Origin of the sequence: Acidimangrovimonas sediminis, assembly GCF_002871005.1 — a bacterium.
In the GTDB taxonomy this organism is placed as follows: domain Bacteria; phylum Pseudomonadota; class Alphaproteobacteria; order Rhodobacterales; family Rhodobacteraceae; genus Acidimangrovimonas; species Acidimangrovimonas sediminis.
This window is the reverse complement of sequence record NZ_PHSN01000018.1, coordinates 1-21,805: the sequence shown is the minus strand read 5'-3', so window position 1 is coordinate 21,805 and position 21,805 is coordinate 1. Positions and strand designations below refer to the sequence as shown.

The following is a 21,805-nucleotide window of genomic DNA, read 5'->3' as shown; positions in this document are numbered from 1 at the left end:
GCGCCCCCGGAAAGCGCCACGGCAGGCACCGTTCAGTGCCCCTTGCCGGTGTCCCCCTTGCCGGTGTCCCCCTTGCCGGTTTGCCCCTTGCCGGTTTGCCCCTTGCCGGTTTGCCCCCCGCCGATCCGCCCGAGATGGGTGACGCCGAATCCCTCGGAGGATTTCAGGCCGTAGCCAAGCATCCGGTCAAAGCCCGAATGGCCCAGCCACAGGGCGCCGAGACCTGCGAGCACGGGCATCGCAAGGACCAGCCCGAGCGCCAGCACCACGACGCCCAGGGCGTAGACATGGACGATGTTGTAGGCAAAGGCACCGATACGCGGGCCCGCGGCGTATCCGGCAAAGCTCAGGTCCGGCGCGAAGAAGATCAGCAGCGCGGCCCACCAGGGGAAGACCTGCGCCCCGGCCCGGATTCCTACGGCGTAGATCGTCAGGGCGCCGACGAAGACCAGCGCGCCCTCGAGCCGCTGCCAGATCACGGTTTCGCGCATGCTCCGCTCCTTGCAAACCTGTGGTGAGATTACCGGGCGGCGGGGATGCCGCAAGGCCGTGGGGCGCCCGCAGACGCCGCCCTGCGGCATTCACGCACGCTTGCGCCTTGTCCAGCGCGGGCGCGGGGGCTATTCAGAAGCCGACGGGGTGCCCCGCGGCACCTTTTGCGGAAACGGTTCGGAGGCGCAGGAATGTCGAAGCTGGTCACGATCTACGGCGGCTCGGGGTTCGTCGGACGGTACATCGCGCGCAGGTTGGCCAAGGACGGCTGGCGCATCCGCATCGCCGTGCGCCGCCCGAACGAGGCGATCTTCACCCGCCCCTACGGCGCGGTGGGTCAGGTCGAGCCGGTGTTCTGCAACATCCGTGACGACGAATCGGTGCGCGCCGCGATGCGCGGGGCCGACGCGGTGGTGAACTGCGTGGGTATCCTCGTGGGTTCGGGCAAGAACAGCTTCGACGCGGTGCAGGCCAAAGGGCCGGGCCGGATCGGGCGCATCGCCGCCGAACAGGGGGTGAAGCACCTTGTCCAGATTTCGGCGATCGGTGCCGACAAGGACAGCGACAGCATCTATGCCCGCAGCAAGGCACAGGGCGAGGCCGCGCTGACCGAGGCCTTCCCGAACGCCGTGATCCTGCGGCCCTCGGTGATCTTCGGGCCCGAGGACGGCTTTTTCAACCGTTTCGCCGGGATGGCCCGGCTCTCTCCCGTGCTGACGATCGTCGGCGGCAAGACCCGGTTCCAGCCGGTCTATGTCGACGACGTCGCCCAGGCCGCGGTGCTGGGGGTCGAGGGCCGCGCGGCGCCGGGGATCTACGAACTTGGCGGTCCCGACGTGAACACCCTGCGTGAAATCTGCACCTGGCTCCTGAAGGAGATCCGGCGCAAGCGCCTGGTGATCGACCTGCCCTTCGGCCTTGGCGCCATGATGGGCGGAGTGTTCGACCTTGCGCAGAAACTGACCGGCGGGCTTTGGACGAATTCGGTCCTGACCCGTGACCAGGTGAAGAACCTTGCTCATGACAATGTCGTGTCGGACGGCGCGCGGGGCTTTTCCGATCTCGGGCTTCAGCCTACGCCTTTCGAGGCGGTGGTGGGCGACTACCTGTGGCGCTATCGCCCGAGCGGGCAGTACGACGCCATAAAGGAATCCGCGCGCAACCTGCGCAAGGCTTGATCCGGGAATACCCGGGCTGGCGCATCCGGGGCGTCGCCCCACCATAGAGGGGCAGTTTCCTTGACCTACCTGAATGACGTCTGGCTTGGCGTGATCGAGGGGATCACCGAGTTCCTCCCGATCTCCTCCACCGGCCACCTGATCGTGGCCGAGCACTGGCTGGGCCAGCGCTCCGACACCTACAACATCGTCATCCAGGCCGGGGCGATCCTGGCGGTGACGGTCATCTACTGGCGCACGCTGGTGGAGCTGATCGGCAACTGGCGCGAGCCCGAGAACCGCGATTACCTGATCAAGCTGATCATCGCCTTCCTCGTCACCTCGGTTCTGGGGCTGATCGTCAAGAAGATGGGGTTCGAGCTTCCGACCGCGGTCACGCCGATCGCCTGGGCGCTCGTGATCGGCGGGTTCTGGATGATCGCCGCGGAATGGGGGGCCAGCAAGCTGCCCGATTCCTCGAAGGTCACGCTCAAGGTAGCGATCGCCGTCGGCATCGCCCAGATCATCGCAGGCATCTTCCCGGGCACCTCGCGCTCGGGTTCGACGATCTTCCTGGCGATGCTGCTGGGCACCTCGAACCGGGCCGCGGCGACGCAATTCGCCTTCCTGGTCGGGATTCCCACGATGTACGCCGCCTCGGGGTACGAGCTGCTCTCGCAGCTGCGCCACGGCGCCGGCACCGGCGTCGAAAGCTGGACTTCGCTGGGAATCGCCTTCGTGGTGTCGACCATCACGGCGTTCATCGCGGTGAAATGGCTGCTCGGTTACATCCAGACCCACCGCTTCACGCTCTTCGCCATCTACCGCATCATCTTTGGCGGCATCCTGCTCGTACTCGCCTATTCCGGCACGATCGGCTGAAGGCCTGACCGAATCAGCCCTTTTTCGTGTAGTCTGAGCCCGGTCAGGGCCGCCAAACATGGCACGCCGACACGATAGGGAAGAGCTGCTGACATAAAATCACCTCTTCCACGGGCCCTTTTTGTCCGCCGGGGTCAAAATACCTGAATTTAAGTCAGCACTGCTGACTTTTATTTGTTGGGGAGCCGCATTATCACGTTTTGACCCGATTGTTCCCGAGGGAGGCGCCCGCATGGCAAAGAACCCCATGCTGAAGTTCGTGAGTGTCGAGAAGGAGATGCCCGAGAAGCGTCCGCCTTCTCTTCGGGCACAGGATTTCCACGAGATCTACCGTGAATACGCGGCCGAGAAGGCAGCGGTGCAGGCCGGGCGTTGCAGCCAGTGCGGCGTGCCCTTCTGCCAGTCGCATTGCCCGCTGCACAACAACATCCCCGACTGGCTGCGCCTGACCGCCGAGGGCCGGCTGCAGGAGGCCTACGAGGTCAGCCAGGCGACCAACACCTTTCCCGAGATCTGCGGCCGCATCTGCCCGCAGGACCGCCTTTGCGAAGGCAATTGCGTTATCGAGCAATCGGGCCACGGCACGGTCACCATCGGGCAGGTCGAGAAATACATCACCGACACGGCGTGGGAAAACGGCTGGGTCCAGCCGATCAAGCCCGCGACCGAGCGCCCCGAAAGCGTGGCCGTGATCGGCGCAGGCCCGGGTGGCCTTGCGGCGGCGGATGCGCTGCGCCGTCAGGGCGTTCAGGTCACCGTCTACGACCGGCACGACCGTGCGGGCGGCCTGCTGACCTACGGCATCCCCGGCTTCAAGCTGGAGAAGGATGTCGTCATGGCCCGTATCGACCAGCTCGAGGCGGCTGGCGTGGCGTTCGAGCTGAACTGCAACGTCGGCACCGACATCAGCTTCGACGCGATCCGCGGCAAGCATGACGCCGTGCTGATCGCCACCGGCGTCTACAAGGCGCGCGACCTGAAGGCGCCGGGCGTCGGCGTGCAGGGCATCGTCAAGGCGCTGGACTACCTCACCGTGTCGAACCGCCTCAGCTTTGGCGACGAGGTGCCGCAGTATGACAGCGGCGAATTGAACGCCGCCGGCAAGCGCGTCGTCGTCATCGGCGGCGGCGACACGGCGATGGATTGCGTGCGCACGGCGATCCGGCAGGGCGCGACCTCGGTGAAATGCCTCTACCGCCGGGACCGGGCGAACATGCCCGGCTCGCAGCGCGAGGTGGCGAATGCCGAGGAAGAGGGCGTCGAATTCGTCTGGCTCTCCTCTCCCAAGGGCTTCACCGGTGCGCCGGTCGAGGGCGTGATGGTGCAGAAGATGCGCCTTGGCGCGCCCGACGCTTCAGGTCGGCAGATGCCGGAGCTGATCGAGGGGGCCGACTACCTCGAGCCCGCCGAGCTGGTGATCCAGGCGCTGGGGTTCGAACCCGAGGACCTGCCCGAGACCTGGGAGGCCCCGGACCTGGGCGTCACCCGCTGGAACACCGTGAAGGCCGATTTCCGCACTCATGCGACCAGCCTGCCGGGCGTGTTTGCCGCGGGCGACATCGTGCGGGGCGCAAGCCTTGTGGTCTGGGCGATCCGCGACGGACGTGAGGCGGCCGACGCGATCCTCGACTACCTCGCCGAAGCTGGCGCGGTGGCGGCCGAGTGATGGCGCGGGCGGCCCTCCTGTCCGCTCTGGCCGGGGTGGCCCTCGGCGCGGTGGCCTCGCCCGCCGCGGCGAAGCTGTTCACCCCGCCGCCGGGCTGCCACGTCTACCTGACAGTACAGGAACAGGGCTGCGTCGTGTCGAACCTCTACCGCTGCGACAGCGACGCCGCGGGCGACCAGTGGCGCGCCGATTTCGGCCTGAACGGCGCGTTCTTCGTCTCGAAGATCGACCGCGAGACGCGCTGGCTGGAAAGCATGGACCTCGAGACCCGCAATCACGAGGTTCTGGCCCCCGACGCGCCGGCGCCGGCGTCCCTCAGCAAGCTTCTGGCGGCGGGGCGCAACGATTTCGAATTCTCGACGGTCAACGACCAGGGCGAAGTGCGCCATTACAAGGGGTTCGACAAGCTGACCGACCAGGACGTCGCGATCGACGGCGTGCCGCTGAAGAAGACGGAATACGCGATCACGGCCACCGACGACGCCGGCAACATGATCTGGAAGTCGACCGGGCACGAATATGTCTCGGCCCAGTGGCGCACGTTCTTTTCCGGCGCCGGGATGTGGCAGAACAAGTCGGGCACCCTGCCCTACGACAATTCGCCCGCCCGGATGATTCAGAAGGGACAGCCCGGCTTTGCCGAGACGATCCCGGAATACGGCTGCGATTCGATGACCTCGGAGCGCGACACCGCACCGGGGCTGGTGCCCGCGGCGCTTTGGCGCAACGGGCCGATGTCGGTGCCCGCAGGCGCCGCCGGGACGGAGCCGCGACAGTGACGGCGCCGCAGGATTTTCAGACCGGCCCCGGCCGGAACCGCAAGACCCGCCAGCACCGCGCCGAAGTGCGCAAGGCGCTGGATAGTTGAGCCACCGCCCCCGATGACGATGGGGGCCTTTCCGCGAAGGGAGAGCACGATGACCAAGTTTGACGAAGCCTGGGTGGCGGCCGAGGAAGCGAAACGCGCCTACATGGCCGAACATGGCCTCTACCGCGAGGATGACGAACATGCCTCCTGCGGGGTGGGCCTTGTCGTCTCGCTTTCGGGCAAGCCCAGCCGCAAGGTCGTGCAACACGGCATCGACGCGCTGAAGGCCGTCTGGCACCGCGGCGCGGTCGACGCCGACGGCAAGACCGGCGACGGCGCGGGCATCCACGTGCAGATCCCGGCGCCGTTCTTCTACGACCAGATCCGCCGGACGGGGCATGAGCCCGACATGGAAAAGCTGATCGCCGTTGGCCAGGTATTCCTGCCGCGCACCGATTTCGGCGCACAGGAACGCTGCCGCACGATCGTGGAAACCGAAGTGCTGCGGATGGGCCACTACATCTATGGCTGGCGCCACGTCCCGGTGAACACCGAGGTGCTGGGCGAAAAGGCCAACGCCACCCGCCCCGAGATCGAGCAGATCCTGATCCGCAACGAGAAGGACATCGACGACGAGGCCTTCGAGCGCGAGCTGTACATCATCCGTCGCCGGATCGAGAAGGCGGCGGCCGCAGCGCAGGTGCCGGCGCTGTACCTGTGTTCGCTGTCGTGCCGGTCGCTGATCTACAAGGGCATGATGCTGGCCGAGCAGGTCGCGACCTTCTACCCCGACCTGCAGGACGAGCGGTTCGAGAGCGCCTTCGCGATCTATCACCAGCGCTATTCGACCAACACCTTCCCGCAATGGTGGCTGGCCCAGCCCTTCCGCATGCTTGCCCACAACGGCGAGATCAACACGCTGAAGGGCAACGTCAACTGGATGAAAAGCCACGAGATCCGGATGGCCAGCGCGTCGTTCGGCGAATGGGCCGAGGACATCAAGCCGATCGTCCCCGCCGGGTCGTCGGATTCGGCCGCGCTGGATTCGGTGTTCGAGGTGATGGTGCGCGCCGGGCGTTCGGCGCCGATGGCCAAGACCATGCTGGTGCCCGAAGCCTGGTCCAAGACCACCGGCGAGATGCCGCAGGCCTGGCAGGACATGTACGCCTATTCCAACGCGGTGATGGAGCCGTGGGACGGCCCCGCCGCCCTTGCGATGACCGACGGCCGCTGGGTCTGCGCCGGGCTCGACCGTAACGGCCTGCGCCCGATGCGCTATGTCATCACCGGCGACGGCATGCTGATCGCGGGCTCCGAGGCCGGGATGGTGCCGGTGGACGAGACCACGGTGCGCGAAAAGGGCGCGCTTGGGCCGGGCCAGCTGATCGCCGTCGATATGGGCGAGGGCAAGCTTTACCACGACACCGAGATGAAGGACCGGATGGCCACCGCCCGGCCCTATGCCGACTGGCTTGAAAAGGTCATCGACCTGAACGCCGGCCTGAAGGACGTGCCCGAAACCCACCTGTTCGAGGGCGAGGACCTGCGCCGCCGCCAGATCGCCGCGGGCTACTCTCTCGAGGAGCTCGAACAGGTGCTGGCGCCGATGGCAGAGGACGGCAAGGAAATGATCGCCTCGATGGGCGACGACACCCCTGCCGCCGTGCTGTCCAAGCAGTACCGTCCGCTGAGCCACTTCTTCCGGCAGAACTTCAGCCAGGTCACCAACCCGCCGATCGACTCGCTCCGCGAAAGCCGGGTGATGAGCCTCAAGACGCGGTTCGGCAACCTCAAGAACGTGCTGGACGAGGATAGCAGCCAGACCGAGATCCTGGTGCTGGAAAGCCCGTTCATCGCGAATGCCGAATTCGACGAGATGATGAACGTCTTCGGCAGCAACGTGGTGGTGATCGACTGCACATTCGCCGCAGGCGGGCAGCATGACGCGCTGCGCGTGGGGCTGGAGCGGATCCGCAACGAGGCCGAGGATGCCGTGCGCTCGGGCGCCGGGCACATCGTGCTGACCGATCAGAACCAGGGCCCCGACCGGGTGCCGATGCCGATGATCCTGGCCACCAGCGCGGTGCATTCGTGGTTGACGCGCAAGGGCCTGCGCACCTTCACCTCGCTCAACGTCCGCGCGGCCGAATGCATCGACCCGCATTACTTCGCCGTGCTGATCGGCTGCGGCGCGACCACGGTGAACGCCTATCTCGCGCAGGATTCGATCGCCGACCGGATCCGCCGCGGCCTGATCGAGGGCTCGCTTGTCGATGCGATGCGCCGCTACCGCGACGCGATCGACGCGGGGCTTCTGAAGATCATGTCGAAGATGGGGATCTCGATCATCTCGTCCTACCGCGGCGGGCTGAACTTCGAGGCCGTGGGCCTCAGCCGCGCGATGGTGGCCGAATACTTCCCCGGCATGCACTCACGCATCTCGGGCATCGGGGTGCATGGCATCCAGCACAAGCTGGAAGAGGCCCATGCCAAGGGCTGGCAGGGCCAGGCCGGGGTGCTGCCGATCGGCGGCATCTACAAGGCGCGCCGCTCGGGCGAGAAGCACGCCTGGGAAGCGCAGACCATGCACATGCTGCAGGCCGCCTGCGACCGCGCCAGCTATGACGTGTGGAAGCAATACAGCGCCGCGATGCGGGCCAACCCGCCGATCCACATCCGCGATCTGCTGGACATCAAGGCCCTGGGCAAGCCGGTGCCGATCGAGGAGGTCGAATCGATCACCTCGATCCGCAAGCGCTTCGTGACGCCGGGCATGTCGCTGGGGGCGCTGTCGCCCGAGGCGCACAAGACCCTCAACATCGCGATGAACCGCATCGGGGCCAAGTCCGACAGCGGCGAGGGCGGCGAGGATCCGGCGCATTTCCACCCCGAGCCGAACGGCGACAACCCCTCGGCCAAGATCAAGCAGGTGGCCTCGGGCCGTTTCGGCGTCACCGCCGAATACCTGAACGCCTGCGAGGAGCTGGAGATCAAGGTGGCCCAGGGCGCCAAGCCCGGCGAGGGCGGCCAGCTGCCCGGCATGAAGGTGACCAAGCTGATTGCGCGCCTGCGGCATTCCACCCCCGGCGTGACGCTGATCTCGCCGCCGCCGCACCACGACATCTACTCGATCGAGGACCTCGCGCAGCTGATCTACGACCTCAAGCAGATCAACCCGCGCGCCAAGGTGACGGTGAAGCTGGTGTCCTCGTCCGGCGTCGGCACGATCGCCGCAGGCGTGGCCAAGGCCAAGGCCGATGTGATCCTGATCTCGGGCCACAACGGCGGCACCGGGGCCTCGCCTGCCACGTCGATCAAGTACGCGGGCCTGCCGTGGGAGATGGGCCTGACCGAGGCCCATCAGGTGCTTGCCATGAACAACCTGCGCGAGCGGATCACGCTGCGCACGGATGGCGGGCTGCGCACCGGGCGTGACATCGTCATCGCGGCGATGATGGGGGCCGAGGAATACGGCATCGGCACCGCCGCGCTGATCGCGATGGGCTGCATCATGGTGCGTCAATGTCAGTCGAACACCTGCCCGGTGGGCGTCTGCACCCAGGACGAGGCGCTGCGCGGAAAGTTCACCGGCAACGCCGACAAGGTGGTGAACCTCATCACCTTCTACGCCCAGGAAGTGCGCGAGATCCTCAGCCAGATCGGCGCCCGGTCGCTGGACGAGATCATCGGACGTGCCGACCTGCTGACCCAGGTCAGCCGGGGCGCCGCGCATCTTGATGACCTCGACCTGAACCCGCTTCTGATCACCGTCGACGGCGCGTCGAAGATCATCTACGACCGGTCGAAGCCGCGCAACGCGGTGCCCGACACGCTGGACGCGGAGATCATCCGCGACGGCGCGCGGTTCTTCGAGGATGGCGAGAAGATGCAGCTTTCCTATGCCGTGCGGAACACCCACCGCACCATCGGGACGCGCGCTTCCAGCCACATCGTCCGCAAGTTCGGCATGAACAACAGCCTTCAGCCCGACCATCTGACGGTGAAGCTGAACGGCTCCTGCGGGCAGTCGCTGGGCGCCTTCGCGGCACCGGGGCTGAAGATCGAGGTTTCGGGCGATGCCAACGACTACGTGGGCAAGGGCCTGTCGGGTGGCCTGATCGTGGTGCGTCCGCCGATGGCCTCGCCGCTCAAGGCCTGCGAGAACACGATCATCGGCAACACCGTGCTCTATGGCGCGACCGCGGGGCATCTCTTCGCCGCCGGCCGCGCGGGCGAGCGCTTTGCGGTCCGGAACTCTGGTGCCAGCGTGGTGGTCGAGGGCTGCGGCTCCAACGGCTGTGAATACATGACCGGCGGAGTCGCCGTGATCCTGGGCGAGATCGGTGCCAACTTCGGTGCCGGGATGACCGGGGGCATGGCCTATCTCTACGATCCCGAGGGTACGGCCGAGGAGATGATCAACCTCGAGTCGCTGGTGACCTGCGCGATCGGGCATCCGCACTGGGAAGCCGAGCTGAAGGGCCTGATCGAGCGCCACGCGCAGGAGACAGGCAGCCGCCGCGCCGTCGACATCCTGACGCATTGGGAGACCGAGCGCGCCAACTTCCTTCAGGTCTGCCCGAAGGAGATGCTGCCGCACCTGTCGCAGCCGCTCTCGGACGAGGTGGAGGCGATGCCGGCGGAGTGATCCGCCCCGCCCCTCGCATCCGGCCCTGACGGGACGGTTCAGGAACGATGGCCCCCGCTTTTCCGAAGCGGGGGCCGTTTGCCTTGATAAAGCCCCAATTCGGCAGCTTCCGCACGGTCCATCGCCATGATTTCGCACGTTTTCATGTGCATCGAGGGAGGGACAAACTTCATGCGGAGAGGCCAGGATGGCCACCTACCCCGACAAGTTCTACGAAATGGACCCCGGCAATCCGCCGTCGTCGGGGACAGAGCTGAACACGCTCACTCTGGATTACACCGACGCCAACAACGACGGCTACCTGTCGCCGAGCAGTTCCAACAACTACTGGTGGAACCAGACCTCCAGCGACACGATCAACGGCGAGAAGATCACGGCGGTCTGGGTCGGCGATACCGTCACGGTGGTCGACAACGCGACAGGCGAGACCAAGACGGTCACCGGCGTGACCTTCTACACCTCGGATGGGCACCAGTACTTCACCCCGACCGACGGGTCGAACCTGCATGACGCGACCTTCGTCAAATCGACCTACGTCAATCAGAGCACGAAGATCCCGCTCAAGAACCTCGGGACGCCCTGCTTCGTCGCAGGTACGCTGATCCGCACGCCGGAGGGGCTGCGCCCGGTCGAGACGCTGCTGCCCGGCGATCTGGTGGTGACCCATGACAACGGCGTCCGGCCCCTGCGCTGGATCGGCAGCCGCACGGTTCCGGGCATGGGAACAAACACCCCGGTCCGATTTGCCCGCGGCGCGATCGGCAACGCCCGCGATCTCTACGTCTCGCCCCAGCACCGGATGCTGATCTCGGGGTGGCGGGCCGAGCTTCTGTGCGGCGAGGACGAGGTGCTGGCCGCGGCCCTGCACATGGTCAACGGCGACACCATCACCCGCGCCCCGCGGCGCGAGGTGACCTATGTCCACCTGCTCTTCGACCGGCACGAGATCGTCGAGGCCGAGGGCGTGCCGTCCGAAAGCTTTCATCCCGGCGACTATATCCTGTCGGGCGACACCGCGCTGCGCGAGGAACTGGTGTCGCTGTTCCCCGAACTGGGCGACCTGTCGACCGCGACCGGCTGGCATTCCGCGCGGACCATTCTCAAGGCACATGAGGCGCAATTGTTGTCTGCGGCCGCCTGAGGCGCCCTTCGCCCCACCGCACGGAACTTTTCCGGGTTGACCAGACCCCTCCCCCCCGTCGATTTAGGGGCAAGGGGACTGGGCATGGCAACGACCAAGACGAGCAAGGGCAGCAGCGGCAAATCCGCGGTCAAGGCCGCCGGCAAAGGCACTGTAACGGGCAAGGGTGCGGGCAAGGCGGCGATGCGCAGCCGTGGCCGCGGCTGGCGCGTGGCGATGGCCGTGCTGATCCCGATCGTGGTGATCGTGGGCCTCGTGCGGTTCATCAATCCGCCGACCGATTTCTACATGGCCTCGGAAACCCGCCGGTTGGGCAGCGTCATGCACCGCTGGACGCCGATGTCGAAGATCTCGCCGGCGATGGCGCGCGCGGTCGTGGCGTCGGAGGATGCCAACTTCTGCCTGCACTGGGGCTTTGACGTGAAGGCGATCCGCGCCGCGATCAAGGACGGCGCCAACCGGGGCGCCTCGACCATCGACCAGCAGGTGGTCCGCAACGTCTTTCTCTGGCAGGGCCGCAGCTGGCCCCGCAAGGCGCTGGAGGCCGCGCTGACCCCGGTGGTGGAGGTGACATGGTCAAAGCGCCGGATCCTCGAGGCCTACCTGAACATGGCGGAATTCGGCGACGGGGTCTTCGGCGTGACTGCCGCGGCAGCCACCTATTTCCATGTAGAGCCCGACAAGATCACGCCGCAGCAGGCGGCGCTGATGGCCTCGGCCCTGCCCGACCCGAAGGAACGCAACCCGGCCCGCCCGACCAACTGGATGCGCGGCCGGGCGGCGGAGATCCGCAGCGGGGCGGCGACGATCGAAGCCGACGGCCGGGCGGCCTGTTTCGAGCATTGAATTCCCCGCGTCGATCCGCGATGAAGGCCCATTCCCGTCACGCATCACCGTCACGAGGGCCTGAATGAACCGCCTCTTCCACTCGCCGCTGTCCCCCTTCTGCCGCAAGGTGCGCCTTGTCCTTGCGGAAAAGCGCATCGAGGTGGAGCTGATCGAGGAAAGGTACTGGGAACAGACCCCGGATTTCCTGCGCCGCAACCCCGCCGGCAAGGTGCCCGTGCTGCGGCTGGAAGGCCGCGTCATGTCGGAAAGCCAGGCGATCTGCGAATACCTGGACGAGAAGTTTCCCGACCCAGCCCTGATCCCGCGCACGCCCGAGGGCCGATACGAGGTGCGTCGCCTGTGTTCGTGGTTCGACGACAAGTTCCACCACGAGGTGACGTCGAAGCTGTTGTACGAGCGGGTGAACAAGAAGGTGATGAAGCAGGGCTATCCCGACAGCAAGAACGTCAAGATGGGCGCCCAGAAGATCAAGTATCACCTCGATTACATGGGATGGCTGCTGGATCAGCGCCGCTGGCTTGCGGGCGATGCGATGACGCTGGCGGATTTCACCGCCGCCGCGCATCTGTCGTCGCTCGACTACATCTCGGATGTCGACTGGAACCGGTCGGCGACGGTCAAGGACTGGTACGCTAAGATCAAGTCGCGCCCGGCCTTCCGGACGCTGCTCGTGGATCAGGTGCCGGGGTTCCCGCAACCCTCCCATTATGCCGATCTCGATTTCTGAGGTCGCCCCGGCGGGGGGCGCTGCCCCCCTGCACCCCACGGGATATTTTCGCTCAGAAGAAGAGAGGTCATGTCCGCAGAGCTGAAGGCACGGCTGGAGGCGGAGGCGCGGGCGGCGGGGTTCGTGGCGATGGGGGTCTGCCGGCCCGATGCCATCCCCCAGGCGGCGGGGCGGCTGGAGGCCTTCGTCGGCGCCGGGATGCATGGGCAGATGGGCTGGATGGCGGAGCGGATGGGCTGGCGCGGCGATCCGGCCGCGCTCTGGCCCGAGGCGCGGTCGGTCGTGATGCTGGCCGAGAGCTATGCGCCCGAGGCCGACCCGCTGGCGGTGCTGGGGGCGCGGGACCACGGGGCGATCAGCGTCTATGCGCAGGGGCGCGATTACCACGAAATCGTCAAGAAGCGGCTGAAGCGGGTCGGGCGGTGGCTGATCGCCGAGGCGGGGGAAGGGACGGAGATCAAGGTCTTCGTCGACACCGCGCCGGTGATGGAAAAGCCCCTTGCGCAAGCGGCGGGGCTTGGCTGGCAGGGCAAGCACACGAACCTTTTGTCGCGGCAGTTCGGCAATTGGGTGTTCCTGGGCGCGATCTTCACCACGGCGGATCTGCCGCCCGATCCGCCGGAGGCGGAGCATTGCGGATCCTGCACCGCCTGTCTCGACATCTGCCCGACGCGGGCCTTTCCGGCGCCCTTCCGCCTCGATGCGCGGCGGTGCATCTCGTACCTGACGATCGAGCATTCGGGGCCGGTGGACCCCGAGCTGCGTCCGTTGATAGGCAACCGGATCTACGGGTGCGACGATTGCCTGGCCGTCTGCCCCTGGAACAAGTTCGCCGTCACCGCGCGGGAGGCGCGCTATGCCGCGGGCGGCAACGGGGTGGGCGCGCCGCCGCTGGCCGAGCTGGCGGCGCTGGACGATCCGGAGTTCCGGGCGCGGTTCTCGGGCTCCCCGATCAAGCGGATCGGGCGTGACCGGTTTGTGCGCAACGTCCTCTATGCGATCGGCAATTCGGGCGATGCGTCGCTGGCCGGGGCGGCCCGTGCGCTGACCCGGGACGCCGATCCGACCGTTGCGGACGCGGCGTGCTGGGCGCTGGGGCGGCTCACGCCATCCTGACCGGCGGGGGCCGGGGTGCGGTCCTGAATTCCCGTGGCGGCCTGCCTATGTTAGGGTCGAACCCCGACAGAACATGGAAGGAGGAGACCATGAGCCGTCATCCCGTCGATCATCACGAGCCTTCGGACGGGGGCCGCATGAAGCATTTCGCCGAGGTGGAGCGGACCTCTGGCGCGGAGGGATCGCATCCCTCGGCCAAGGCACTGACCCGCCGCCCGGAGGAGCGCGACGGCAAGAATCGCCGCGCCGCACATTACGCCAGGATCGAACGCGGCCACAGGGCGTGACCTTTGACCCGGGGGACGGTGATCCGCCAGCCGATGATCCGCCTGACGATGATCTGCCTGCCCGGGCCCCGCGCCTGACTGCGCCGCAGTCGCGCCGCGAGAAGACCCCGGTTCGACCCCAGGCCCGCCGCGATCGGGTGGCAGGCTTGGGGTCACGAACCAGGGAGCAAGGCCATGGGCTTTCCCGCGACTGCCTCGGACATGACGACGCTGGCCGTTCTGGCCTGCTACCTTTTGCTGGCCAACGGGCTTGGCTATGCGCTTTACCGCAGCGGGCTCATGGCGCTGGTGCGGCGGGACCGGCCGATGCCGATCGCGCCGCTGCTGGCGGTTTCGGCCCTGGGCGGATCACTGGGGGCGAACCTGGCCGAGCTGCGCTTTGCCCGCGCGCTCCGGCGCTATCCGCTGAAGGTGACGCTGCGGGTGATCTTCGTCGGGCAGATCACCGTGCTGGCGGCGCTGTCGACACCGCTGGGGCCGGGACTGATGGCCGAGATCCAGACGCTTTCGCGCACGCTGGCGAAGATGGGCGTGGGACCGCAGGGCAACCATCCGGGGCCGCAGCGGATCGGGCCGGAATCGGCTGGCGCGCCGCGTGTGCTGGGCTGGGATTCGACCGGCGGCCACAAGCCCGGCGCCTTTGGCACCGACCATGGCGGCACCACCTTCATCTCCGTGCGAAAGTGACGGCGGTCGTGGAGATCGCAGAATGGAAAACGGGCGCCTCCCTTCGGAAGCGCCCGCATCATTCGTACCATGCCGTGACGGCGGCGGATCAGGCGCGGACCAGCTTTTCGTAGCTTTCCGAGACGTCGCGGGTCAGCGCGCCCACCTCGAAATTGTAATCGCCGATCTGGCCCACCGGGGTGACCTCGGCCGCGGTGCCGGTCAGCCAGCACTGCTCGAAGCCCTCCATCTCGCCCGGCTGGATGTGACGCTCGTGCACCTTGATCTGGCGATCCTTCAGCATGCCGATGACCGTTTGCCGGGTCAGGCCGTCAAGGAAGCAGTCGGCCAGCGGGGTGTGCACTTCGCCGTCCTTGACGAAGAAGATGTTGGCGCCGGTCGCCTCGGCCACGTAGCCGCGGTAATCCATGAACAGCGCGTCCGAGCAGCCCTTGGCCTCGGCCGCGTGCTTGGACATGGTGCAGATCATGTAGAGGCCGGCGGCCTTGGCCGCGGTCGGGATGGTCTCCGGCGAGGGGCGCTTCCACTTCGCGATGTCGAGCTTCGCGCCCTTCATCTTGGCGTCGCCGTAGTAGTTGCCCCATTCCCAGCCGGCGATCGCCAGCCGCACCGGGTTGCGCTTGGCCGAGACGCCCATGTCCTCGCCCGAACCGCGCCAGGCGACGGCGCGGACGTAGGCATCGGTCCAGCCGTTGGCCTTCAGCATCGCATCCTTGGCGATGTCGATCTCTTCGGGCGAGAAAGGGATCTCGAAATCGAGAAGCTCGGCCGACTTGCGCAGCCGGACCGAGTGGTCATGGCCGCGGAAGATCTTGCCATTGTAGCAGCGCTCCCCCTCGAACACCGAGGAGGCGTAGTGCAGCGCGTGGGTGAGGACGTGCACGTTGGCATCGCGCCACTCCACGAGCTTGCCATCCATCCAGATCTTTCCGTCGCGATCGTCGTATGCACCAGCCATGCTAACCTCCGGCCCAAGTGTTTTTCGAAAATTGCGCAACCAAGGTCCGGACCGGACATAAAATTGCGCGAAAACTGCTCGTCGCTAGCAATTGATTCTTGGAAAGTCAACAAGGCTGACATAAAGTTCCCACAACGCACAAAAAATAGTGATCGGCGAGGAGAGAAATGGCAGAAGGAGGACCGGGACCGGGAAGCGGCGAAAGCCTGCTTTTCCTGACCGACGAACAATTGCGCAAGGGAATCGAGGCGATGTTCTTCGCCTACCGCGGCTTCACGGCGGATCCCGACAGGATCCTCGAGGAACATGCCTACGGGCGGGCGCATCACCGGGCGATCCACTTCATCAAGCGCAGCCCCGGAACGACGGTGAACAACCTGCTGGGGATCCTCGGCGTGACCAAGCAGTCACTGAACAGGGTGCTGAGGACGCTGATCGAGGACGGGCTGGTGGAAAGCCGCATCGGCCGGCGCGACAAGCGCGAGCGGCACCTGTTCCTGACCGAAAAGGGCGCCGCGCTGGAAGGCGAGATCTCGGATGTGCAGCGGGCGCGGATGCGCACCGCCTACCGCGCGGCGGGACCGGCCGCGGTGGCGGGCTTTCGGCAGGTGCTCGAGGCGATGATGGAACCCGAGATGAAACGGCAGTATCAGTCGCTCAAGGACGGCGGTACATGACGTCTGCCGGATCGGCCGGACGGGGCAAATGCGAGGGCGCAGATGAGTGAAGGGTCGGAGATCCACCTGCTGATCGTCGACGACGACGAACGGATCCGCGGCCTGCTGCAGAAGTTCCTTGTACGGCAGGGCTTCTGGGTGACGGCGGCGCGGTCGGCGGCACATGCGCGCGGCCTGCTGAAGGGGCTGGAATTCGACCTGATCGTGCTGGACGTGATGATGCCGGGCGAGGACGGGATCACCTTCACCCGCTGGATGCGGACCCACAGCGCGACGCCAATCCTCCTGCTGACCGCGAAGGGCGAGACCGGCAACCGGATCGAGGGGTTCGAGGCCGGGGCGGACGACTACCTGCCGAAGCCGTTCGAGCCGAAGGAGCTTCTGCTCAGGATCAACGCGATCCTGCGGCGGGTGCCCCTGGCGCGGGTGGCCGAGCAGGGGCCGAAGTTCCTGCAGCTGGGTCCGGTCCGGTACGACGTCGACCGCGGCGAGATGTGGTCGGGGCAGGATCTGGTGCGGCTGACCGCGACCGAGGCGGCGCTGATGCGGATCTTCGCCGCGCGCCCGGGCGAGGCCTTCTCGCGCGAGCAGCTGGTGGCGGATCTGGGGCGCGACGACGGCCAGGCCTCGGCCCGGGCGGTGGACGTGCAGATCACCCGCCTGCGCCGCAAGATCGAGAGCGATCCGAAACAGCCCCGCTATCTGCAGACGGTGCGGGGCGCGGGCTACATGCTGGCGCCTGACTGACATCAGGCAAGGGGGGCGCTGCCCCCCTTGGACCCCCCGGGATATTTCCGCTCAGAAGAAGAGCAGGTCAGTCGACCACGCGGAGTGTGAGGTTGATCCGGCCGCCTCCGGTGAGAAGATCGGAGGAGCCGGGCCGCGTGCGGTCGATGCCGTGGTGCACGAGGCGGGCGGGACCACCCATGGCAAGGACGTCGCCGGAGGTGAGCCAGAGGCTTTCGGTCTTGCCGCCGCGTTCAAGATTGCCGATGCGGAAGAGGGCGTCGTCGCCGAGACTGACGGAGAGGACGGGCCAGGAGAAATCGGCCTCGTCCCGGTCCTGGTGCAGGCCCATCTTCGCGCCCTCCCGGTAGAGGTTCACGAGGCAGCAATCGGGCGCCCGGGCGGGGCCGGCGACGGCATGCCAGATGGTGAGGACGCTTGGTGGAATCGGTGGCCATTCGGTGCCCCGCGGGTGGCACCGTTCGTAGCGGTAGCCCCGCCGGTCGGAGTACCAGCCGTAGCGGCCGGCCGAGGTCATCTGCACGCTCATCTTCTTTCCCCAGCGCGTCTCGGGGGAGAAGAGCGGGGCCGCGCGGATCACCTCGCGCAGGTCCGCGAGCATGGCCTCCTGCGCGGGGCGGGAGAGCCAGCCTTTCCACAGCGCGACGCCGCGGGTCGTGAGGGTTGGCGCGGGCGCGTCCGGCGCCAGCCCCAGGTCGGTCGGATCTTCCATGCCACCCCATGCTTTTTCGCCGCCTTCGGGCGCTTGCAGGCCCAAACACCCCTCCTTATATACGCTGGGAAGCCCGGACGGGGACAGCCCCCGGACGGAATTGGGATCGGGGACGGAGGCCGCGAACGGATCCGCCCCAGCACATCGCCGAATGAAGAGGACTAGACAGATATGGCCAAAGTTATCGGTATCGACCTCGGCACCACGAACTCCTGCGTCGCGATCATGGACGGTTCGCAGCCGAAGGTCATCGAGAACGCCGAAGGGGCGCGTACGACGCCCTCGATCGTCGGTTTCACCGACTCGGAACGCCTGGTGGGCCAATCGGCCAAGCGCCAGGCCGTCACCAACCCCTCGAACACGATCTTCGCCGTCAAGCGCCTGATCGGGCGCCGCACCACCGACGCCGAGGTCGAGAAGGACAAGAAGCTGGTGCCCTATGCCATCGTCGATGGAGGCAACGGCGACGCCTGGGTCGAGGTGAAGGGCGAGAAATACTCCCCCGCGCAGGTTTCGGCCTTCATCCTGCAGAAGATGAAGGAAACCGCCGAGAGCTATCTTGGCGAGAAGGTGACGCAGGCCGTCATCACCGTGCCCGCCTATTTCAACGACGCCCAGCGTCAGGCGACCAAGGACGCCGGCAAGATCGCCGGCCTCGAGGTGCTGCGCATCATCAACGAGCCGACCGCGGCCGCGCTGGCCTACGGGCTGGACAAGAAGGAATCGCGTACCATCGCGGTCTATGACCTTGGCGGCGGTACCTTCGACATCACCATTCTGGAAATCGACGACGGCCTGTTCGAGGTGAAGTCCACGAACGGCGACACCTTCCTGGGCGGTGAAGATTTCGACATGCGGATCGTGAACTACCTCGCCGAGGAGTTCAAAAAGGAACACCAAGTCGACCTGACCAAGGACAAGATGGCGCTGCAGCGCCTGAAGGAAGCGGCCGAGAAAGCGAAGATCGAGCTTTCCTCCTCGTCGCAGACCGAGATCAACCAGCCGTTCATCTCGATGGACGCAACCTCGGGCACGCCGCTGCACATGGTCATGAAACTGACCCGCGCCAAGCTGGAAAGCCTGGTGGGTGACCTGATCAAGGCCTCGCTGAAGCCCTGTCAGGCCGCGCTCAAGGATGCCGGGGTCTCGACCTCGGACATCGACGAGGTAGTTCTGGTCGGCGGCATGACGCGGATGCCGAAGGTCGTGGACGAAGTGACCAAGTTCTTCGGGAAAGAGCCCCACAAGGGCGTGAACCCCGACGAGGTGGTCGCGCTGGGTGCGGCGATTCAGGCTGGCGTGCTGCAGGGGGACGTGAAGGACGTCGTGCTGCTCGACGTGACGCCGCTGAGCCTCGGCATCGAGACGCTGGGTGGCGTGTTCACCCGTCTGATCGACCGCAACACGACAATCCCGACCAAGAAGAGCCAGATCTTCTCGACCGCCGAGGACAACCAGAACGCCGTGACGATCCGGGTCTTCCAGGGCGAGCGCGAGATGGCGTCGGACAACAAGATGCTGGGCCAGTTCAACCTGGAACAGATCCCGCCGGCCCCGCGCGGCATGCCGCAGATCGAGGTGACCTTCGACATCGACGCCAACGGCATCGTGTCGGTCTCCGCCAAGGACAAGGGCACCGGCAAGGAGCAGAAGATCACCATCCAGGCCTCGGGCGGTCTGTCGGAGGACGAGATCGACCAGATGGTCAAGGACGCCGAGGCGAATGCCGAGGCCGACAAGGGCCGCCGCGAGCTGGTCGAGACCAAGAACCAGGCGGAAAGCCTGATCCACTCGACCAGGAAGTCGCTCGAAGAGCATGGCGACAAGGTTGATCCCTCGACCGTCGAGGCGATCGAACTGGCCGTCGGCGCGCTGGAAGAGGCGGTGAAGTCGGAAGACGCCGGCAAGATCAAGGGCGCGATCCAGAACCTCTCGGAAGCGTCGATGAAGCTGGGTGAGGCGATCTACAAGGCCCAGCAGGCCGAGAGCGAAGGCGAAGCGCAGGACGAAGAAGGCCCGCGCGATGTCGACGACGACATCGTGGATGCCGACTTCGAGGATCTGGGCGACGACAAGAAGCGGTCGTAAGGCCGGACGGAACCAATAGGGGGCCGGCCCGCAAGGGCCGGTCCCGCCATGTTCCGGAAGGGGGATGCGAATGGCAAAACGCGATTTCTACGAAGTCCTGGGGCTGGAGCGCGGCGCCTCGGGCGACGAGATCAAGAAGGCCTATCGCCAGAAGGCGAAGGAACTGCACCCCGACCGCAATTCCGACAACCCGAATGCCGAGAACCAGTTCAAGGAAGTGAACGAGGCCTATGACACGCTGAAGGACGACCAGAAGCGTGCCATCTACGACCGTTACGGTCCCGATGCGGCCAACGGCATGGGCGGAATGGGCGGCGGACGGGGCGGCCAGGGCGATTTCGCCTCGGCCTTCTCGGACGTGTTCGAGGATCTCTTCGGCGATTTCATGGGCCAGCGCGGCGGCCCCGGCGGGCGCCAGCGGGCGCAGCGCGGGTCGGACCTGCGCTATAACCTGCGGGTCACCCTGGAAGAAGCCTTCAGCGGCGCGCAGAAAACCATCACCGTGCCCGCCTCGGTTGCCTGCTCGGCCTGTAGCGGTACCGGGGCCGAGGGCGGCGCCGAACCGGTCACCTGCCCCACCTGCTCCGGCATGGGCAAGGTGCGCGCGCAGCAGGGCTTCTTCACCGTCGAACGCACCTGCCCGACCTGCTCGGGCATGGGGCAGATCGTGAAGAACCCCTGCAAGTCCTGCGGCGGTGCGGGGCGCGTCGAAAAGGAACGGGCGCTCTCCGTCAACATTCCCGCGGGGGTGGAAACCGGCACCCGCATCCGCCTTGCCGGCGAGGGCGAGGCCGGGCTGCGCGGCGGACCGTCGGGCGATCTCTATATCTTTCTGGAGGTCCGCGACCACCCGCTGTTCCAGCGCGACGGCGTGAACCTCTACTGCCGGGTGCCGGTTGGCGTGGCCTCGGCCGCGCTTGGCGGCGACATCGAGGTACCGACGATCGACGGCGGCCGCTCGCGCGTCAAGATCCCCGCAGGCAGCCAGACCGGGCGCCAGATGCGGCTGCGCGGCAAGGGGATGCCCGCGCTGCGCGGGGGCGGTTCGGGCGACATGCTGATCGAACTGGCGGTGGAGACGCCCGTCAACCTCACCGCCCGGCAGAAGGAACTGCTGCGCGAGTTCGACGCGCTGTCCGAGGACAACAACCCGGAAAGCAGCTCGTTCTTCTCGAAGGTGAAGGGCTTCTGGGACAGCATGAAAAACTGACCCTTTCATTGTTCTCCAAATACGCAAGACACGGCCGGGGCCCAGGCTCCGGCCTGCGTATTTAAGGAACAATGAAAGCCATTAACGTTTTGGCAACCATGTTGGCCGAAGCTCGAGGGATGAGTGCGTTTCACGAAGCCCCCCTGCCCCTCTTTGACGCCGACGAGGCGCCGCCCGGGGCGCTGGCGGCGGGAAAACTGCCGTCCTACATCCGCGACCACAGGACCCGCCTGCGCGCGCGCTTCATGGCGGGGGGCGCGGGCGCGATGCCGGATTACGAGCTCCTGGAATTGGTGCTGTTCCGCGCCATCCCGCGGCAGGACGTCAAGCCCCTCGCCCGCCGCCTGCTTGACGAATTTGGCGATTTCAATGGGGTGCTGTCGGCTTCGGCCGTACGGCTGGAGGCAACGGTGGGAGTCGGCCCCGCCGTGGTACAGGAGTTGAAGATTGTCGAGGCCGCGGCGCAGCGGCTGGCACGTGCGAAGGTGATGCACCGGGCCGTTCTGTCGTCATGGGACGCGCTGCTCGACTATTGCCACACCACCATGGCCCACCGCGAGACGGAGCAGTTCCGCGTGCTCTATCTCGACCGCAAGAACGTATTGATCGCGGATGAGGAGCAGGCGCGCGGCACCGTCGACCACGTTCCCGTCTACCCGCGCGAGGTGGTGCGCCGGGGGCTGGAGCTGAATGCCAGCGCGCTGATCCTGGTGCACAACCACCCGTCGGGCGACCCGACCCCGTCGGAAGCCGACATCTCGATGACCCGCAAGGTGGAGGAGGCCGCGCAGGTACTTGGGATCACCCTGCACGACCACCTGATCATCGGCCGCGCGCGAGAGATCAGTCTGCGCGCCGAGGGATGGTTATAGCTGGGTGGCTGTAGCGGGGTTCGTTTAGATGGCGTAATCGGGGCTTCGCTCCCGGTCCTGCCGGTGATCTCCTTTGCGGCA

Annotated in this window: 19 protein-coding genes; 16 read left to right on the top strand and 3 right to left on the bottom strand. The window is 66.5% G+C overall.

The genetic code is table 11. The features are described 5' to 3' along the window. Positions 1–32 precede the first annotated feature (32 nt). Positions 33–491, bottom strand: coding sequence for a DUF4260 domain-containing protein (locus tag CVV76_RS16760; protein ID WP_102225838.1), 459 nt, complete (start codon positions 489–491; stop codon positions 33–35). A 192-nt stretch (positions 492–683) separates the two neighbouring features. Here CVV76_RS16760 and CVV76_RS16755 point away from each other — a divergent pair, with 192 nt between their 5' ends. The 11 genes from CVV76_RS16755 (at position 684) to CVV76_RS16705 (ending at position 14,460) form a co-directional block, all read left to right on the top strand. Then, entirely contained in the window at positions 684–1,670 is a 987-nt protein-coding gene (locus CVV76_RS16755; RefSeq protein ID WP_102225837.1) for a complex I NDUFA9 subunit family protein, read from the top strand. A gap of 60 nt (positions 1,671–1,730) precedes the next feature. Beyond that, the gene (locus tag CVV76_RS16750; protein WP_102225836.1) at positions 1,731–2,531 is read left to right on the top strand and encodes an undecaprenyl-diphosphate phosphatase; all 801 of its coding nucleotides are present in this window, start codon (positions 1,731–1,733) and stop codon (positions 2,529–2,531) included. A 232-nt stretch (positions 2,532–2,763) separates the two neighbouring features. Continuing rightward, a complete protein-coding gene (locus CVV76_RS16745) occupies positions 2,764–4,197 on the top strand; it encodes an NAD(P)-dependent oxidoreductase (RefSeq protein ID WP_102225835.1) in 1,434 nt (477 codons plus the stop codon). Then, complete coding sequence (locus tag CVV76_RS16740; RefSeq protein WP_102225834.1) at positions 4,197–4,976, top strand: hypothetical protein; 780 nt, start codon at positions 4,197–4,199, stop codon at positions 4,974–4,976. The genes CVV76_RS16745 and CVV76_RS16740 overlap by 1 nt, the downstream gene beginning before the upstream one ends. Before the next feature lie 138 nt (positions 4,977–5,114). Beyond that, a complete protein-coding gene (gene gltB, locus CVV76_RS16735; protein WP_102225833.1) occupies positions 5,115–9,653 on the top strand; it encodes a glutamate synthase large subunit in 4,539 nt (1,512 codons plus the stop codon). A gap of 187 nt (positions 9,654–9,840) precedes the next feature. Beyond that, positions 9,841–10,794, top strand: coding sequence for a Hint domain-containing protein (locus CVV76_RS16730; RefSeq protein ID WP_102225832.1), 954 nt, complete (start codon positions 9,841–9,843; stop codon positions 10,792–10,794). 183 nt (positions 10,795–10,977) lie between these two features. Then, on the top strand, positions 10,978–11,640 hold the full coding sequence (gene mtgA / locus CVV76_RS16725) for a monofunctional biosynthetic peptidoglycan transglycosylase (RefSeq protein ID WP_102225962.1): 663 nt from the start codon (positions 10,978–10,980) through the stop codon (positions 11,638–11,640). A 64-nt stretch (positions 11,641–11,704) separates the two neighbouring features. Continuing rightward, the gene (gene fzlA, locus CVV76_RS16720; protein ID WP_102225831.1) at positions 11,705–12,370 is read left to right on the top strand and encodes an FtsZ-binding protein FzlA; all 666 of its coding nucleotides are present in this window, start codon (positions 11,705–11,707) and stop codon (positions 12,368–12,370) included. Positions 12,371–12,439: 69 nt separating this feature from the next. Continuing rightward, on the top strand, positions 12,440–13,486 hold the full coding sequence (queG, locus tag CVV76_RS16715; protein WP_102225830.1) for a tRNA epoxyqueuosine(34) reductase QueG: 1,047 nt from the start codon (positions 12,440–12,442) through the stop codon (positions 13,484–13,486). 89 nt (positions 13,487–13,575) lie between these two features. Beyond that, the gene (locus CVV76_RS16710; protein ID WP_102225829.1) at positions 13,576–13,773 is read left to right on the top strand and encodes a hypothetical protein; all 198 of its coding nucleotides are present in this window, start codon (positions 13,576–13,578) and stop codon (positions 13,771–13,773) included. Between the two features lie 174 nt (positions 13,774–13,947). Continuing rightward, entirely contained in the window at positions 13,948–14,460 is a 513-nt protein-coding gene (locus CVV76_RS16705; RefSeq protein ID WP_102225828.1) for a hypothetical protein, read from the top strand. Positions 14,461–14,548: 88 nt separating this feature from the next. On the opposite strand, the gene CVV76_RS16700 is transcribed toward CVV76_RS16705, so the two are convergent. Beyond that, positions 14,549–15,418, bottom strand: a complete 870-nt coding sequence (locus CVV76_RS16700) for a branched-chain amino acid aminotransferase (RefSeq protein WP_102225827.1) — start codon at positions 15,416–15,418, stop codon at positions 14,549–14,551. Positions 15,419–15,585: 167 nt separating this feature from the next. On the opposite strand from CVV76_RS16700, the gene CVV76_RS16695 reads away from it, so the two are divergent. Further along, a complete protein-coding gene (locus tag CVV76_RS16695) occupies positions 15,586–16,095 on the top strand; it encodes a MarR family winged helix-turn-helix transcriptional regulator (protein WP_102225826.1) in 510 nt (169 codons plus the stop codon). A 42-nt stretch (positions 16,096–16,137) separates the two neighbouring features. Beyond that, on the top strand, positions 16,138–16,842 hold the full coding sequence (locus CVV76_RS16690; protein ID WP_102225825.1) for a response regulator: 705 nt from the start codon (positions 16,138–16,140) through the stop codon (positions 16,840–16,842). A gap of 67 nt (positions 16,843–16,909) precedes the next feature. Here CVV76_RS16690 and CVV76_RS16685 read toward each other — a convergent pair whose 3' ends face one another. Then, positions 16,910–17,554: an alpha-ketoglutarate-dependent dioxygenase AlkB family protein gene (locus CVV76_RS16685; RefSeq protein WP_102225824.1), complete on the bottom strand. Its 645-nt coding sequence runs from the start codon at positions 17,552–17,554 to the stop codon at positions 16,910–16,912. 171 nt (positions 17,555–17,725) lie between these two features. Here CVV76_RS16685 and dnaK point away from each other — a divergent pair, with 171 nt between their 5' ends. The 3 genes from dnaK (at position 17,726) to radC (ending at position 21,724) form a co-directional block, all read left to right on the top strand. Then, on the top strand, positions 17,726–19,642 hold the full coding sequence (dnaK, locus tag CVV76_RS16680) for a molecular chaperone DnaK (protein ID WP_102225823.1): 1,917 nt from the start codon (positions 17,726–17,728) through the stop codon (positions 19,640–19,642). Between the two features lie 70 nt (positions 19,643–19,712). Next, positions 19,713–20,852 (top strand): molecular chaperone DnaJ, encoded by a 1,140-nt coding sequence (gene dnaJ / locus CVV76_RS16675; protein ID WP_102225822.1) that lies wholly within the window; start codon positions 19,713–19,715, stop codon positions 20,850–20,852. Between the two features lie 119 nt (positions 20,853–20,971). Continuing rightward, the gene (gene radC, locus CVV76_RS16670) at positions 20,972–21,724 is read left to right on the top strand and encodes a RadC family protein (RefSeq protein ID WP_102225821.1); all 753 of its coding nucleotides are present in this window, start codon (positions 20,972–20,974) and stop codon (positions 21,722–21,724) included. Positions 21,725–21,805 lie beyond the last annotated feature (81 nt).